This window comes from Mycobacterium toneyamaense (assembly GCF_055384815.1).
The window spans coordinates 1,232,614-1,246,796 of sequence record NZ_AP040333.1; the positions used below are offsets into that span (position 1 = coordinate 1,232,614).

The following is a 14,183-nucleotide window of genomic DNA, read 5'->3' on the forward strand; positions in this document are numbered from 1 at the left end:
CTCAGAGCGCGTAGGCCAGTTTGAACTTGTCGAGCAGATACGGCCCCGACACCACCGGTTCATAGCGCGGCGGGTTGTCGGCTGTCGCGCAGGTGGGGATGCACTCGATGACGGCATCGAAGTTGGGTTGGTGGAAGAACGGCAGGCTGAACCGCTCTCCGCCGGCACCGTTGCTCACCACGCGGTGCACGGTGCTGACCCAGCGGTCGTTGGTCCACCGCGCGAGCAGGTCGCCGATGTTGATGACGAACGCGCCGGGAACCACAGGCACATCGAGCCATTCGCCGTGGTTATTGAGAACCTGCAGCCCGCGCTGAGATTCGTCCTGCAACAGGATCGTGAGATTGCCCCAGTCACTGTGCTGGCTCAGCCGGATTTCGCCCGCCGGCCGATTGTCGGCCGGGTAGTAGTTGGCCATCAGGTTGGAGTTGTGCCGGTCGATCGACGCGTCGAACCAATCCTCGCGCAGGCCAAGGGCGAGTGCGAAGAGCCGGGACAGCTCGGTCGCCAGTAGTTCCATTTCGGCGTAGTAGCGCTCGTAGGCGCCGCGGAAGCCCGGGAGTTCGGGCCACCGCTCGGCGACGGCCACCCGCTCATCGGTCCAACCGTCGCCGCCCAGGCCCTCGGGGTTGCCGAGCGGAAAGTGGACGAACTTCTCGACGCGGTCCGGCGCCTGGTGCTCGGCCTCGACGTCCGCGCCGTCGTTGGTGGCCGAAAGCTTGCCCGCACTGCTGAATCCACGGGCCAGTGGGTCGCCGGGCAGTGCCCGGACCCGGTCCTTCTCTCCCTGTGGCAGGGCGAAGAACTCACGGAGGGCACGGTTGACGTCGCTGATGGCCTTGTAGGGCACGCCATGGCCCACGAGGAGCAGGAAGCCGCTCGTCTCGCAGCAGCGGCCGATCGCGTCGGCCACCGCCTGGCGGTGCGCCGGGTCGCCGGTGCGTGCGCTGCTGATGTCTATCACTGGGACGAAGCCGTCCTGCAGGACGACACGGTCGACTATCACTTCTGGTTGGGTCATGCGTTCGACGCTAGAACCTCAACCTAAGTTGAGATCAAGTGTGAAAACTCTTATCGCGCAACATCGTCGGTCGAGGCGCCCATCACTGGCTCTGGTGCACCGTGGTGTCGACGCGCGGCGCCTGGGCGTGCGGCTGGATGTCCTGGAGCCACTGCAGTTGATCGATACCGTGGTTGTTGTGTGCTGCCACAACGGTTTCCGGTAAGGCCTTCTGCGTGTCCTCGGCGAATGACCACACGATCGGGGACACCAGGACTCCGACTCCGAGTGCGCCTGCGAGAACGTAGCGGCCCAACGCTTGCCGTGTACTACTGGTCATCGTTTTCATGCTGTTGCCTCCTGCTGGGTGCCATGCCCAGATCAACAGGCGCCCGAATCGGCGTCATCCCAGGTGGCGCGATGTTTACCCGAGTTGGCAGGATCGCCTTACCGCGTCGTGTGCAACCGCAGCAGTGTCCACGCCGCCAACGATTGCGCATCGGTGATGTCGCCGCGCCGGATCATGTTCTCGATCTCCTCAGCGGTGAACCACTCGCTGTGCATGTCCTGCTCTTCGTGCTCACGCTCGTGTTCACCCTCGGTGATGCCGGTCGCGAGGTAGGCCCAGCCGCGTTGGCTGCACATCCCGGGTGCGACATCCAACTGGCCCAGCACTTCCCACGTCTCGGCGCGCAGCCCGGTCTCCTCACGGAGTTCCTGGGCAGCCAGATCGGCGGGCGCGGGCTCGTTGCCGCCCAACGTGCCCGGCGCGGTGCCCTGCACAAACTCCCAGCGCCGCAACCCGATTGGGTAGCGGAACTGCTCCACCATCCGGTAGCGGTCGCCGTCGCGGGCAATCACCAGCGCATAGGTGGGTTTGTCCACCACCCCGTAGATGCCGGTGGTGCCGTCGGGGCGGCGGATGTCGTCTTCGCGCACCGACATCCAGGCGTTGCGGTAGACCTCACGGGAGCCGACGCGTTCGATCACAGCTCCAGTATCCCGGAGTGCCGCTATTCGACTGGGTATGGGCCGTCGGCGAAGACCTCCGAGTGGTATCCCTTCGAGCCGACCGACCGCGCGAGGGGACTGCGGAACTCGCGATCCTGCTCGAGTCGTTCGATCAGCTCGGCGAAGGTGTGACGCGGCTGCCAACCCAGCTCGCTCCTGGCGCGGTCGTTGACATAGACCCGATCGATCGTCGGGAACATGGTCCAGCCGCGGCGCCGGTATTCGTCCACGTACCGCGGCACGTAATGCGCCACCATCGCTGGCGCGTCCAGCCGCAGCTGCGGCAGATCGGCCACGGTGAAGGGCGAGGTCGCGCTGATGATGTAACGCCCGAACCCGATATCCGGGGCGCGCTCGATGGCACGCAAGTGGGCTTCGACGACATCTTCGAGATCGACACGGCGGTAGAGGAACTCGTTGACCTTTGCGTTGGCGTCGGCGTAGCTGTCACGAATGTCCTTGCTGTCATCGGCTTCCGGAAAGAACCGCGAGGTCCGCAACACCACGCAGGGAAGTCCGCGTCGGCGCGCAAAGAGTTCGCACAAGTCTTCGGCGGCCGCCTTGGTGACGCCGTAGATGTTCTTGGGTCTGTCCGCGACGTCCTCGGTGATCCATGCGGCGGGTTCGTGCGGACGCGGGATCAGTGCGTCCCCGAATGCGCTCGTGGTGCTCGTGTAGACGAATCTCGTCACTCCGGCCGCGACCGAGTTTTCGAGCAGGTTCAGGGTGCCGGTGATGTTCGTATCGACGAATTCCTGCCGGGTATGCGTCGCGACGTGCGGCTTGTGCAGCGTCGCGGTGTGCACAACGGCGTCCACGCCACGGATCGCTTCGGCCACGGCGGCGGGGTCGGCGACCGATGCCTGGTGGCGGGTGAAGATGGATGGCGTCAAATCGAGACCGATTACTTCGTGGTTCGTCTGCCGCAAGCGACGTACCAGTGCTTCGCCCAGGTGGCCGGAACTGCCGGTCACAAGGATCTTCATTGCGGCCGGTCCGAGGTTGTCTTCCTGAATCCACCGCGTTGCACCGTCACGGCACCGAACATATTTGGCGTCGACGGTCATCCGCGAGTCATTTAATTGCGCGGGACGGTCGGTGCATCTGGATGAGGCGAGTAGCCTCGCGATGTGCTGCTGACCTCTCTGAACCCCGCCGCCGTGGCCGCCGGACACGACCTCGAAGACGCGGTACGCATCGACGGCGCGGTCCTTTCACGCAGCGATCTGGTCGGGGCCGCGACGTCGGTGGCCGAGCGGGTCGCGGGCGCATCGCTCGTGGCAGTGCTGGCCCGGCCCACCGCCAAGACGGTGCTGGCCATCGCCGGCTGCCTCATCGCAGGGGTGCCGGTGGTTCCGGTGCCGGCCGATGTCGGTGCTGCCGAACGCCGGCACATGATCACCGACTCCGGGGCGCAGGCGTGGCTGGGCGAGACGCCCGACGAGACCGAAGGACTACCGGTCATACCGGTGCGGTTGCACGCCCGGTCCTGGCACCGCTACGCCGAGCCCTCGCCGGATTCGACGGCGCTCATCATGTACACCTCAGGCACGACGGGACTACCCAAAGGCGTCGTGATCAGCCGCCGCGCCATCGCGGCCGACATTGACGCGCTTGCCAAAGCCTGGGCCTGGACACCCGCCGATACCCTGGTGCACGGTCTGCCGTTGTTCCATGTGCACGGCCTGATTCTCGGCTTGCTGGGTTCGCTGCGCATCGGAAACCGCTTCGTGCACACCGGAAAACCCACACCGGCCGCGTACGCCGCGGCGGGTGGCTCGCTGTACTTCGGGGTGCCGACGGTCTGGTCCCGGGTGGTGGCCGATGCCGCGGCCGCTGAAGCGTTGCGAGGTGTCCGACTGCTGGTGTCGGGCAGCGCGGCCCTGCCGGTGCCGGTGTTCGACGACCTCGTGCGGCTCACCGGACACGCCCCGGTGGAGCGCTACGGCAGCACCGAATCGCTGATCACCCTGTCGACCCGGGTCGACGGTGACCGCAGGCCCGGCTGGGTCGGGTTGCCGCTCGACGGCGTGCAGACCCGCCTGGTCGCCGAGGACGGGTCGCCCGTGCCGCACGACGGGGAAACCATTGGCCGCCTGGAGGTTTCCGCGCCGACGCTGTTCAGCGGGTACCTCAACCGGCCCGAGGCGACGGCCGAGGTGCTGGGAGACGACGGCTGGTACCGCACCGGCGACGTCGCCGTCGTCGACGCCGCAGGCATGCATCGCATCGTCGGGCGTGAGTCGGTGGACCTGATCAAGTCCGGTGGTTTCCGGGTCGGCGCCGGGGAGATCGAGACGGTCCTGCTGGGCCACCCGGGCGTGTCCGAGGCCGCGGTGGTCGGCGTGCCCGACGACGACCTGGGCCAGCGGATCGTCGCGTTCGTGGTCGGCTCCGCATCGTCACAGGAACTCATCGACTTTGTCGCGCAACAGCTTTCGGTGCACAAGCGGCCGCGCGAGGTGCGCCTCGTCGACAACCTGCCCCGCAACGCGATGGGCAAGGTGCAGAAGAAGCTCCTCGTCTAGCGGCTAGGGCAGCCGGCTGGCCGGTCCGTTCTCGGTCTCCGGCTGGATCAGCCGGAAGTGAGATTCGCTGCGCTGCATGTGCCGTCGCTGGTAGTCGCCCTCGATGTGCTTGCCGTCGACCGTGCCGGTCAACATCAGCCGGTCGGGACCGTCCAGGCGAAAGTTCAGCACGGTGGGCGGATCCGATTCGTGCTTCTTGATCTCCAGTCGGTCGCCGCGAATCTCGAACTGGTAGACGGTCACGTAGCCCGCCGGGACCTGGGTGACGAAGCTCGTGTAGTCGCCGACCCGGTCGGCGATCGCGACATTCGTCCACGGCGCCGGCGAGGTCTGCTGCAGCGTCGCCTGTTGGCCTTCCACCGTGAATGACGTTGCGCGCCAGACCCCGTCGATGTCCGATTCCCTGTGCCGAATTTGCTGGTAGGTAACGACGCCGAACGTCGCGACCAGCACGGTGACGACGCCCGCGATGGTGAACTTCGCCACGGTGCCGGTCCGGCGCAACCACCGCCTGTCCGAACCCAACGCCGGCCACAGCACGACCGGTTCGGAAGTGCCACGCTGGAATACCGTTTGAGCCAGGCTCTGCCAGTACGGCGTGGTGATCGCGACGGCGATGAACAACAGCGCGCCCGACACCAGCTTCACCGGGACGTCGTAGAAGAGGTTGAGCAGGAACACCTGGCCCATGGCCACGATGGCGATCAGCGCGCCCAGCAGCCACGTTCGCCGCCACAGCAAGAGGACACCGGCGACGAACTCGACCAGACCGGTGGCCATCGAGTAGGGGTCCGAGGCGCCCATGAAGCCCCACAAGGTGTTCATCATGGTGACGTCGCCGACCATCTGGATCTGGTAGCCGGGCAGCATCATGTAGGCCATCTGCGTCGGAATGAGCTTGGCCAGACCGTAGAGCAGCATCGAGACGGCCAGCCCGAACCGGGCGAACACCAGCAGCAGTGCGGCGAGGCTGCGGTAGTTGGGCCGTTGCCGGTCCAGCGCAGTCCACACCGCGGTGATCACCAGTGCCACCAGGATCCAGCCGAGGTGCAGGCACCACTCCGCCATCGAATCAGCGCCACCGTTGATGTTCAGGTACGCGCCCTCGCCGCGGGTGACGAAACTGCCCAGGTTTGCGAGCCCTTGAAGAAGCGGGGCCATCAAGACGCTCAGGCCCAGATTGCCGTAGACCGAGAGGATCAGGATTCCGCCGCCGATGGTGAAAAACAGCCGGAAAGCCAGCTTCTGTGCGCCGGTCCATTCGGGCGCCGAGGTCTCGTCGGAGTCGGTGGGTGCCAAGGTGTCCGCGTCGCCGGTCGTCGTGCTCACCGGATTGACGCTAGCGATGAATGTGCGCCGATGTCCCTGGGGGAAAACCTCCAACTTCCCGGCGGGAATGCCGCACGTCTTCACGGCCTTGTAGATCGCATGCAACTCACAGACGAAGCCCGCGCCCTGATCGGGGATGGGGCCAACGCGACGCTGGTGACTCTGAATGCCGATGGCAGCCCGCAGGTTTCGGTGGTGTGGGTCGAACTGCAAGGTGACGAGCTGGTCAGCGCGCACCTCGCCGACTACAAGAAGCTGCGCAACATGCGTCGCGACCCCAGGGTCGCGGTCACCATCGTCGGCACCGACCGCGGCGCCGCATCGGTGAACCCCTACCTCGCGATCAGTGGCACTGCCCGCATCGTCGAGGGCGGGGCACCCGAGGTGCTGACCCGGCTGACCAACGTGATGGCGCCGGACTTCAACGGCCAGTTCCCACCGGCCGGCGCGCCACCCGGGTACCTCACCCGCATCACCATCGAGAAGGTGACGGGCGTCGGCCCCTGGGCCTGAAAAAGCCGAGCCTGAGCCGGTACACCGGCTCAGGCTCGGCTGGCAGAACTAGTTGGCGTGCAGCGCCTCGTTGAGCGTGATGCCGGTGCCGTCGCGCTTGACGACCTCGACCGCGCCGCTGACCGAGTTCCGGCGGAACAGCAGGTTGTTCGAGCCGGAGAGCTCCTTGGCCTTGACGGTCTGGCCGTCGGCGGTGGTCACCTTGGTGCCGCCGGTGACGTACAGGCCGGCCTCGATGACGCAGTCGTCGCCGAGTGAGATGCCCAGGCCGGCGTTGGCGCCCAGCAGGCAGCGCTTGCCCACCGAGATGACTTCCTTGCCGCCGCCGGACAGCGTGCCCATGATCGACGCGCCGCCGCCGACGTCGGAGCCGTCATCGACGACGACGCCCGCGGAGATGCGGCCCTCGACCATCGAGGTGCCCAACGTGCCGGCATTGAAGTTGACGAAGCCTTCGTGCATGACGGTGGTGCCCGACGCCAGGTGCGCGCCCAGGCGGACGCGGTCGGCGTCGGCGATGCGCACGCCGGTCGGCAGCACGTAGTCGACCATGCGGGGGAACTTGTCGACGCCGAACACGGTGACGGTGCCACGACGACGCAGCTTGGCGCGGACGGTCTCGAAGCCCTCGACCGCGCAGGGGCCGAAGTTGGTCCACACCACGTTGGTCAGCAGGCCGAAGATGCCGTCCATGTTGGCGCCGTGGGGCGCGACGAGACAGTGCGACAGCAGGTGCAGCCGCAGGTAGGCGTCGTGCGCGTCGGCGGGCTTGTCGTCGAGCGAGGCGATGGTGGTGCGCACGATCTCGGTGCGCACGCCGCGGTCCTCATCGGTGCCGACGAGGGCTTCCAGCTCAGCGGGGACCGGGCCGGCCGCGGCGTCGGCGTTCAGTTCGGGTGCCGGGAACCAGGTGTCGAGGACGGTTCCGTCGGCGGTGATGGTGGCGATGCCGATGCCAGATGCAGAAGTCACGTTGGCCAAGGTTACTGAACCAGCGCTGAGCTGGGGTCACCACCCACAAGCGGGAGGTGACCCCAGCTCAGTGGGGGAGCCGGCTCACTGCAGGTGATGGACCTCCTGCAGGCCGTAGACCGGTGTCGGGATGCCCTCGTACCGGGCCTTGAGCTGCAGCGCCAGGTACAGCGAGTAGTGCCGCGACTGGTGCAGGTTGCCGCCGTGGAACCACAGGTTCTCCTGCTGCGTCGGCTTCCACATGTTGCGCTGCTCGCCCTCCCACGGGCCGGGGTCTTTGGCGGTCCCGCTGCCCAGGCCCCACACCTTGCCGACGCGGTCGGCGATCTCCTGGCCCATCAGGTCGGCGGCCCAGCCGTTCATCGAGCCGTAGCCTGTCGCATAGACGACGACGTCGGCCGGCAGTTCGGTGCCGTCGGCCAGCACCACCGCGTTCTCGGTCAGGTGCGACACCTGGCCGTGCGCCAGCTTGATCTTCCCGTCGGCCACCAGCTCGCACGCGCCGACGTCGATGTAGTAGCCCGAGCCGCGGCGCAGGTACTTCATGAACAGCCCGGAGTCGTCGTCGCCGAAGTCCAGCTCGAACCCGGCGGCCTCCAGCCGGTCGTAGAAGTCCTTGTCCCGCACCCGGATTGCGTCGTAGATCGGCCGCTGGAAGTCGGCCATGATGGCGTACGGCAGCGACGCGAACGTCAGGTCGGCCTTCTCGGTCGTCATGCCCGCGGCCACCGCGCGCTCCGAGTACAGGTCGCCGAGACCGAGCTCCATCAGTGAATCCGACTTGACGATGTGCGTCGACGAGCGCTGCAGCATCGTCACGTCGACGCCGTTCTCGTACAGCGCTTTACAGATGTCGTGTGCTGAGTTGTTGGAACCCACCACCACGACCTTCTTGCCGACGTAGCGGTCCGGCCCGGGGTGCTGACTCGAGTGGTGCTGTTCCCCGGCGAAGATGTCCTGGCCGGGCAGCGTCGGGATGCTGGGCTTGCCGGACATGCCGGTCGCCAGCACCAGCTGTGTCGGGTGCAGCGTCATGCGCTCACCGTCGCGATTGACCTCGACGGTCCACCGGCCCGCTTCGGAATCGTAAGTGGCCGAAAGGCATTCGGTGCGCGACCAGTACGGCACCTCCATCACCTTGGTGTAGAACTCCAGCCAGTCGCCGACCTTGTCCTTCGGCGCGAATACCGGCCAGTTGGCCGGGAACGGCAGGTAGGGCAGGTGGTCGTACCAGACGGGGTCGTGCAGGCACAGCGACTTGTAGCGCTTGCGCCACTGGTCGCCGGGCCGCTCGTGCTTGTCGACGACGATGGACGGCACGCCGAGTTGCCGTAGCCGCGCACCCAGGGCGATGCCGCCCTGGCCACCGCCGATCACCAGCACGTAGGGCTGCTTCTCGCGTCCCAGTGTGGCCTCTTCCTCGGCGCGCTTCTCGGCCCACGAGCGCGGGTCGGGATCGGATCCGTGCACGGCGCCGAGCACGCGCGTTGCGCCCTTGCGCTCCTCGTGTCCCTTGAGTTCCTGCAGCGTCGTCAGCAGCGTCCAGCCTTCGTCGCCGCGCAGCCGCAGGTGTCCCGAGCCGCGCCCGGTGGCCGTCTCGAACTCGATGAACGCCGACGTCACGTCGCCGTCGGCGGTGGCGGGTTCGCGGGTCCGGAAGCCGGACGGGGTGGTGTCGGCCAGCCGGGTGCGCAGCATGTCCGCGATCTGGTCGCGACCCTCGACGGTCTTGATGTTCCAGGTGAAGGCGACGAGGTCGCGCCAGAAGCTGTCGACGGCGAACATCCCGACGACACCGTCGATGTCCTGTGCGGCCAGCGCCGCCTCGAAGTTGGCGAGCCAGGTCTCGACGCGCTGCTGCGGTGAGACGGCGGTAGTTGGTTCCAGTGTTGCGGTCATGTGACTCAGGACACAGCCAGAGCGCAACCTCGGACAAGAGTTGCACCAGGTTGCAGCGTTGCAACCTCCTGCAACTCTGTCGAGGTGTGGCCGCGGTCACATACAACTGGTCGCATGAGAGCAGCTGTCTACTACGGTCCCAACAAAGTCTCGGTCGAGGACGTCGCCATCCCGGCGCCAGGCCCAGGCCAGGTGCAACTGCAGATCGGCTTCAACGGTATCTGCGGCACTGACCTCCACGAGTACTACGCCGGCCCCATCTTCGTCCCCACGCAGCCGCATCCCCTGACCCATCAGGAGTTGCCGCTCACGTTGGGCCACGAGTTCTCCGGCACCATCACCGCCGTCGGCGCCGGCGTCACGGGCTGGCGTGAGGACGACCGGGTGGCCGTCGAACCGATCTACAAATGCGGCCACTGCGGCCCATGCGCGGCCGGCAATTACAACGTCTGTCAGCAGATCGGCTTCCACGGCCTGATGTCCGACGGCGGCATGGCCGAGTACACCGTGGTGCCGACGAACATGCTGCACCGGCTGCCCGACAACGTCTCGCTGGAACTCGGTGCGCTCGTCGAACCGATGTCGGTGGCCTACCATGCGGCGACGCTCGGTGACGTCAAACCCGGTGATACCGCGATGGTATTCGGCGCAGGTCCCATCGGCATCGGATTGTGGTTCGCCTTGCGCGGCAAGGGACTTCAGGAGATCTTCGTCGTCGAGCCGTCGCCGACGCGGCGGGCCGCCATCGAAGCACTCGGTGCCGTCACGCTCGACCCGACGGTCACCGACGTGCCCGGCTTCATCGCCGACCACACCTACGGCGCCGGGGCCGACGCGGCGTTCGACGCCGCCGGCGTCACTCCCGCGGTGGAGACGGCACTGGCCTGCGTCGGCTCCCGCAAGCCGATGGTCAGCGTCGCGATCTACGAAAAGCCGCTGCAGACACCACTTTTGAACCTGGTTATGAACGAATCCCGTATCCAGGGCTCGCTGTGTTACACCGGCGCCGACTTCGAGGCCGTCATCGCGTTGATGGCGCAGGGCGCCTACGACACCAGCGGATGGGTGGCCCAGATCCCGATCGGTGACGTGGTTTCCGAAGGATTCGAGGCCCTGCATGCGGGGAACAAGATGAAAGTTCTGGTCGACCCGACGCGATGAGCGGAGAAACAGCAATGACATTGGCAGGAAAGGTAGCCCTGGTCACCGGGGCCGGACGTGGCATCGGTCGCGGTATCGCGCTACGGCTGGCGCGTGACGGCGCCGACGTCGCGCTCGTCGACGTCGAAGCCGATCCCTTGGCGGAGGTGGCCGCCGAGATATCCGAAATCGGGTCCAAATTCACCACTTTCGTCGCCGATGTCAGTGCTCGGGACCAGGTGTTCGCGGCCGTCGACTATGTGGCAACCGAACTCGGCGGGCTCGACATCATGGTCAACAATGCCGGTGTCGCACTGGTCGGCCCGCTCGCCGACGTCACACCGGAGGATCTGCAGCGGTTGTGGTCGATCAACGTCGACGGCGTGCTGTGGGGCATCCAGGCCGCGGTCGCGAAATTCAAGGAACTCGGCAACCAGGCGCACGGCAAGGTCAGCAAGATCATCAACGCCTCATCGATCGCCGGGCATGACGGCTTCGCCATGCTGGGGCCGTACAGCGCCACCAAATTCGCCGTGCGCGCCCTGACCCAGGCCGCCGCGAAGGAGCACGCCGCCGACGGCATCACCGTCAACGCCTACTGCCCCGGCGTGGTGGGTACCGACATGTGGGTGGAGATCGACAAGCGGTTCGCCGAACTCACCGGCGCCCCGGTCGGCGAGACGTACGCGAAGTTCGTCGGCGGCATCGCGCTGGGCCGTGCGGAAACCCCGGATGACGTCGCCGGGTTCGTGTCGTACCTGGCCGGGCCCGACGCCGACTACATGACCGGGCAGGCCGGTCTCATCGACGGCGGCCTGGTTTATCGCTGACATGCGGAGCACAATCGGCGTTGATGCAGAGCCCGGCCGTGCCTGAACCAGCGGTAGCTGTTGGCGAGGACCCGCGCAGTTACGCGCGGTTGATGTCGGCTGTCTACGACGCGACCATGTCCGGCGGCCGCGCGCCGGCTCGGCCCCGCGACGTCATCGGCGAGTCGTGGCAGCGGATGCTGGCCCGCGGCGTCAACCCCGACACCCACATCCCGCCGGTCATCGAATCGTCCGGTCTGGATGCGCTGCGCAAGTCGTCGGGGCTGCTCGCCGTGCTCGACGACGTGTCACGCGGGCTGGAATCCATTGTCGCCGAAGGGGACAACATCCTCGTGCTGGCGGATGCGCGGGGTCGTGTGCTGTGGCGGTCCGGGTCCGCGGCCGTGCTGGGCAAGGCCGACCGGCTCGGGTTCGTCGAAGGCGCCAACTGGGGTGAGGGCGCCGTCGGCACCAACGCCATCGGGACCGCGCTGGCGTCCAACCGGGCCGTGCAGGTGTTCTCCGCCGAGCATTTCCTGCGCAGCCACCACGCCTGGACCTGCGCGGGCGCTCCGGTCCGTGACCCGCGCACCGGCCAGGTCATCGGCGTCGTCGACGTCTCCGGCCCGGCCGCGACGGTGCATCCCACCACCGTCGCGCTCGTCGACGCGGTCGCCCGGCTGGCCGAAGCGCACCTGCGCGAGCAGCACGAGGGCACGCTGAACCGGCTGCGGATGGTCGCCGCGCCCATCCTGGCCCGCATCGGCAGTCCGGCGCTGGCGGTCGACGCCGACGGCTGGGTGGCCGCCGTCGACCAGATGCCACTGCACAATCGGATTCTGCTGCCCGACGAACTGGCCCCGGGGCGGGCGTGGATCCCGACCCTCGGACGATGCGACGTCGAGATGCTGCCCGGCGGGTGGCTGGTCCGGCCGTCCACCGCCGCGGCCGACGACGACGCCACCGCCACCCGCGTCGTCCTGGACCTGCGCGCCGCCCCGGTCCTCGAGATGGCCGGGGAGTTCGGGGGATGGCGCCATGACATCTCGCTACGGCACGCCGAAATCCTGCTGGTGCTGGCGATCCACCGGAACGGGCGCTCGGCGTCGGAGCTCGCCGAAGACCTGTACGGCGACCGGAGCCGGGTGGTCACGGTGCGGGCCGAGCTGTCCCGGATGCGAAAGCAGTTGGCGGGCTTGATTCTCGGCAAGCCCTACCGGTTCGGTGACGACGCCGTCATCGACGTGCGCTACCCGGCCGACCGCTCGACACTGCTCGGCGCCTCGACGGCACCTGCCATCCGGGCCCTGCGCGCCGTCGCCTGAACCTCGTGAGCTGGGGCACTCTCCCCTCGCGAGCAGACGTAAAACTGTCGTTTTCGGCCGTGAAAACGACAGTTTTGCGTCTGCTCGCGGGTGAAAGGTGACCAGCTAATCTGGCTGAATGCTCGATCTCACCGCCGACCCGATCGCTCTGACCGCCGCCCTGGTCGACATCCCCAGCGAATCGCGGCACGAGCAGCTCATCGCCGACGAGATCGAGGCCGCAATCAAGGCCCAGGCTCCGCACTTCGAGGTGATCCGCAACGGCGACGCGGTGCTGGCCCGGACCAATCTGGGCCGGCCGTCGCGCGTGCTGCTGGCCGGGCACACCGACACCGTCCCGGCGGCCGACAACCTCCCCAGTCGGCTCGTCGGCGGCGAGCTCTGGGGCTGCGGTACCTCCGACATGAAGGCCGGCGACGCGGTGTTCCTGCACCTGGCGGCCACCATCGCCGAGCCGACGCACGACATCACCCTCGTCATGTACGACTGCGAGGAGATCGAATCCAGCGCCAACGGTCTCGGCCGCATCGAGCGTGAACTGCCCGACTGGCTCAAAGCCGACGTCGCGATCCTCGGCGAGCCGTCGGGTGGTCTCATCGAAGCCGGGTGCCAGGGCACCCTGCGCGTCATCATCCACGCCACCGGTACCCGCGCGCATTCGGCGCGATCGTGGCTGGGCGACAACGCGATTCACAAGCTCGGTGCCGTCCTCGACCGGCTCACCGCCTACCAGGCGCGCTCGGTCGACATCGACGGCTGCGTCTACCGCGAGGGACTGTCCGCGGTCCGGATCGACGGCGGCATCGCCGGCAACGTCATCCCCGACGCCGCGTCGGTCACCGTCAACTTCCGGTTCGCGCCGGACCGCAGCGTTGAGCAGGCCCTCGCGCACGTCCACGAGGTGTTCGCCGGTCTCGACGTCCGCATCGAGCTCACCGACTCGGCTGCCGGCGCGCTGCCCGGTCTGACGCAGCCGGCCGCCGCCGCGCTGGTGGCCGCGGCCGGGGACCAGGTGCGAGCCAAGTACGGCTGGACCGACGTGGCACGCTTTGCCGCCCTGGGCATTCCGGCCGTCAACTACGGACCGGGCGACCCGAACCTGGCGCACAAGGTCGACGAGCGCGTGACGACGGCGGACATCACCGCCGTCACCGAGATGCTGCGGCGGTATCTGACAAGTTGAGTAGCGTCCGCGTCGACAGCTGGATTTTCGCCGTCCGGATCACCAAGACCCGGTCTTTGGCGGCCGCCGCCTGCCGGGCCGGCCACGTCCGCGTCAATGGCGTCACCGTCAAACCGGCGCAGCTGGTCAGCCCGGGCGACGAGGTCCGGGTCCGGCTCGATGGCCGCGAGCGCATCGTCGAGGTCATCCGCCCGATCGCCAAGCGGGTCGGCGCGGCCGTCGTGCCGGAATGCCTGATCGACCGCAGCCCGCCGCCACCGGCCAAAGAGACGATGCCGGCAGTGCCCGTCCGGGATCGCGGAGCCGGCCGGCCCACCAAACGTGAACGGCGACAGCTGGATCAGTTGCGCGGGTACTGAGCGGCAATAAATCAGTTGCGCCCGTGAGTACTGTGGGCTTTGCAACTGCTGCCAACCGAGGTGGGCCGAAACATGCTGGGAGAAGACATCTCCGGATAACCGGAGTACGCCCTCG

At 67.4% G+C, this 14,183-nt stretch carries 14 protein-coding genes; 7 read left to right on the plus strand and 7 right to left on the minus strand.

Going from position 1 to position 14,183, the window contains the following annotated elements; genetic code table 11:
- Position 1: 1 nt before the first annotated feature.
- From ACZ5IQ_RS06070 to ACZ5IQ_RS06085, 4 genes are all read right to left on the minus strand, one after another.
- On the minus strand, positions 2-1,021 hold the full coding sequence (locus tag ACZ5IQ_RS06070) for an isopenicillin N synthase family dioxygenase (protein WP_212812657.1): 1,020 nt from the start codon (positions 1,019-1,021) through the stop codon (positions 2-4).
- An 82-nt stretch (positions 1,022-1,103) separates the two neighbouring features.
- Complete coding sequence (locus tag ACZ5IQ_RS06075; protein WP_212812656.1) at positions 1,104-1,340, minus strand: hypothetical protein; 237 nt, start codon at positions 1,338-1,340, stop codon at positions 1,104-1,106.
- Positions 1,341-1,447: 107 nt separating this feature from the next.
- Positions 1,448-1,945, minus strand: a complete 498-nt coding sequence (locus ACZ5IQ_RS06080; RefSeq protein ID WP_064860514.1) for an NUDIX domain-containing protein — start codon at positions 1,943-1,945, stop codon at positions 1,448-1,450.
- Positions 1,946-2,013: 68 nt separating this feature from the next.
- Positions 2,014-2,997 carry an NAD-dependent epimerase/dehydratase family protein gene (locus ACZ5IQ_RS06085; RefSeq protein ID WP_212814940.1) on the minus strand — a complete coding sequence of 328 codons (984 nt, stop codon included), beginning with the start codon at positions 2,995-2,997 and terminating at the stop codon, positions 2,014-2,016.
- 144 nt (positions 2,998-3,141) lie between these two features.
- Here ACZ5IQ_RS06085 and ACZ5IQ_RS06090 point away from each other — a divergent pair, with 144 nt between their 5' ends.
- Complete coding sequence (locus ACZ5IQ_RS06090; protein ID WP_212812655.1) at positions 3,142-4,539, plus strand: acyl-CoA synthetase; 1,398 nt, start codon at positions 3,142-3,144, stop codon at positions 4,537-4,539.
- Between the two features lie 3 nt (positions 4,540-4,542).
- Here the strand turns inward: ACZ5IQ_RS06090 and ACZ5IQ_RS06095 are convergent, their stop codons facing one another.
- On the minus strand, positions 4,543-5,868 hold the full coding sequence (locus ACZ5IQ_RS06095; protein WP_212812654.1) for a hypothetical protein: 1,326 nt from the start codon (positions 5,866-5,868) through the stop codon (positions 4,543-4,545).
- 99 nt (positions 5,869-5,967) lie between these two features.
- Between ACZ5IQ_RS06095 and ACZ5IQ_RS06100 the strand changes: the two genes are divergently transcribed.
- The gene (locus ACZ5IQ_RS06100) at positions 5,968-6,381 is read left to right on the plus strand and encodes a PPOX class F420-dependent oxidoreductase (RefSeq protein ID WP_212812653.1); all 414 of its coding nucleotides are present in this window, start codon (positions 5,968-5,970) and stop codon (positions 6,379-6,381) included.
- A gap of 48 nt (positions 6,382-6,429) precedes the next feature.
- Here the strand turns inward: ACZ5IQ_RS06100 and dapD are convergent, their stop codons facing one another.
- Both dapD and ACZ5IQ_RS06110 read right to left on the minus strand, forming a co-directional pair.
- Positions 6,430-7,362: a 2,3,4,5-tetrahydropyridine-2,6-dicarboxylate N-succinyltransferase gene (gene dapD, locus ACZ5IQ_RS06105; RefSeq protein ID WP_464480971.1), complete on the minus strand. Its 933-nt coding sequence runs from the start codon at positions 7,360-7,362 to the stop codon at positions 6,430-6,432.
- A 75-nt stretch (positions 7,363-7,437) separates the two neighbouring features.
- Complete coding sequence (locus tag ACZ5IQ_RS06110) at positions 7,438-9,252, minus strand: NAD(P)/FAD-dependent oxidoreductase (RefSeq protein WP_212812651.1); 1,815 nt, start codon at positions 9,250-9,252, stop codon at positions 7,438-7,440.
- Positions 9,253-9,366: 114 nt separating this feature from the next.
- On the opposite strand from ACZ5IQ_RS06110, the gene ACZ5IQ_RS06115 reads away from it, so the two are divergent.
- The 5 genes from ACZ5IQ_RS06115 to ACZ5IQ_RS06135 all read left to right on the plus strand — a co-directional run bounded on the left by ACZ5IQ_RS06115 (position 9,367) and on the right by ACZ5IQ_RS06135 (position 14,068).
- Entirely contained in the window at positions 9,367-10,413 is a 1,047-nt protein-coding gene (locus tag ACZ5IQ_RS06115) for a 2,3-butanediol dehydrogenase (protein WP_464480972.1), read from the plus strand.
- 14 nt (positions 10,414-10,427) lie between these two features.
- Positions 10,428-11,222 (plus strand): acetoin reductase, encoded by a 795-nt coding sequence (locus ACZ5IQ_RS06120; protein WP_464480973.1) that lies wholly within the window; start codon positions 10,428-10,430, stop codon positions 11,220-11,222.
- 23 nt (positions 11,223-11,245) lie between these two features.
- Entirely contained in the window at positions 11,246-12,526 is a 1,281-nt protein-coding gene (locus ACZ5IQ_RS06125; protein ID WP_318986206.1) for a GAF domain-containing protein, read from the plus strand.
- A 118-nt stretch (positions 12,527-12,644) separates the two neighbouring features.
- Complete coding sequence (gene dapE / locus ACZ5IQ_RS06130) at positions 12,645-13,709, plus strand: succinyl-diaminopimelate desuccinylase (protein ID WP_406784226.1); 1,065 nt, start codon at positions 12,645-12,647, stop codon at positions 13,707-13,709.
- Positions 13,706-14,068, plus strand: coding sequence for an RNA-binding S4 domain-containing protein (locus ACZ5IQ_RS06135; protein WP_073697652.1), 363 nt, complete (start codon positions 13,706-13,708; stop codon positions 14,066-14,068). Before dapE ends, ACZ5IQ_RS06135 begins: the two co-directional genes overlap by 4 nt.
- Positions 14,069-14,183: the final 115 nt, after the last annotated feature.

Bases quoted from the DNA above. Each gene is read 5' to 3' on its own strand.
- ACZ5IQ_RS06070 (WP_212812657.1), bottom strand. From the start codon at position 1,021: ATGACCCAACCAGAAGTGATAGTCGACCGTGTCGTCCTGCAGGACGGC.
- ACZ5IQ_RS06075 (WP_212812656.1), bottom strand. From the start codon at position 1,340: ATGACCAGTAGTACACGGCAAGCGTTGGGCCGCTACGTTCTCGCAGGC.
- ACZ5IQ_RS06080 (WP_064860514.1), bottom strand. From the start codon at position 1,945: ATGTCGGTGCGCGAAGACGACATCCGCCGCCCCGACGGCACCACCGGC.
- ACZ5IQ_RS06085 (WP_212814940.1), bottom strand. From the start codon at position 2,997: ATGAAGATCCTTGTGACCGGCAGTTCCGGCCACCTGGGCGAAGCACTG.
- ACZ5IQ_RS06100 (WP_212812653.1), top strand. From the start codon at position 5,968: ATGCAACTCACAGACGAAGCCCGCGCCCTGATCGGGGATGGGGCCAAC.
- ACZ5IQ_RS06110 (WP_212812651.1), bottom strand. From the start codon at position 9,252: ATGACCGCAACACTGGAACCAACTACCGCCGTCTCACCGCAGCAGCGC.
- ACZ5IQ_RS06115 (WP_464480972.1), top strand. From the start codon at position 9,367: ATGAGAGCAGCTGTCTACTACGGTCCCAACAAAGTCTCGGTCGAGGAC.
- ACZ5IQ_RS06120 (WP_464480973.1), top strand. From the start codon at position 10,428: ATGACATTGGCAGGAAAGGTAGCCCTGGTCACCGGGGCCGGACGTGGC.
- ACZ5IQ_RS06125 (WP_318986206.1), top strand. From the start codon at position 11,246: ATGCAGAGCCCGGCCGTGCCTGAACCAGCGGTAGCTGTTGGCGAGGAC.
- dapE (WP_406784226.1), top strand. From the start codon at position 12,645: ATGCTCGATCTCACCGCCGACCCGATCGCTCTGACCGCCGCCCTGGTC.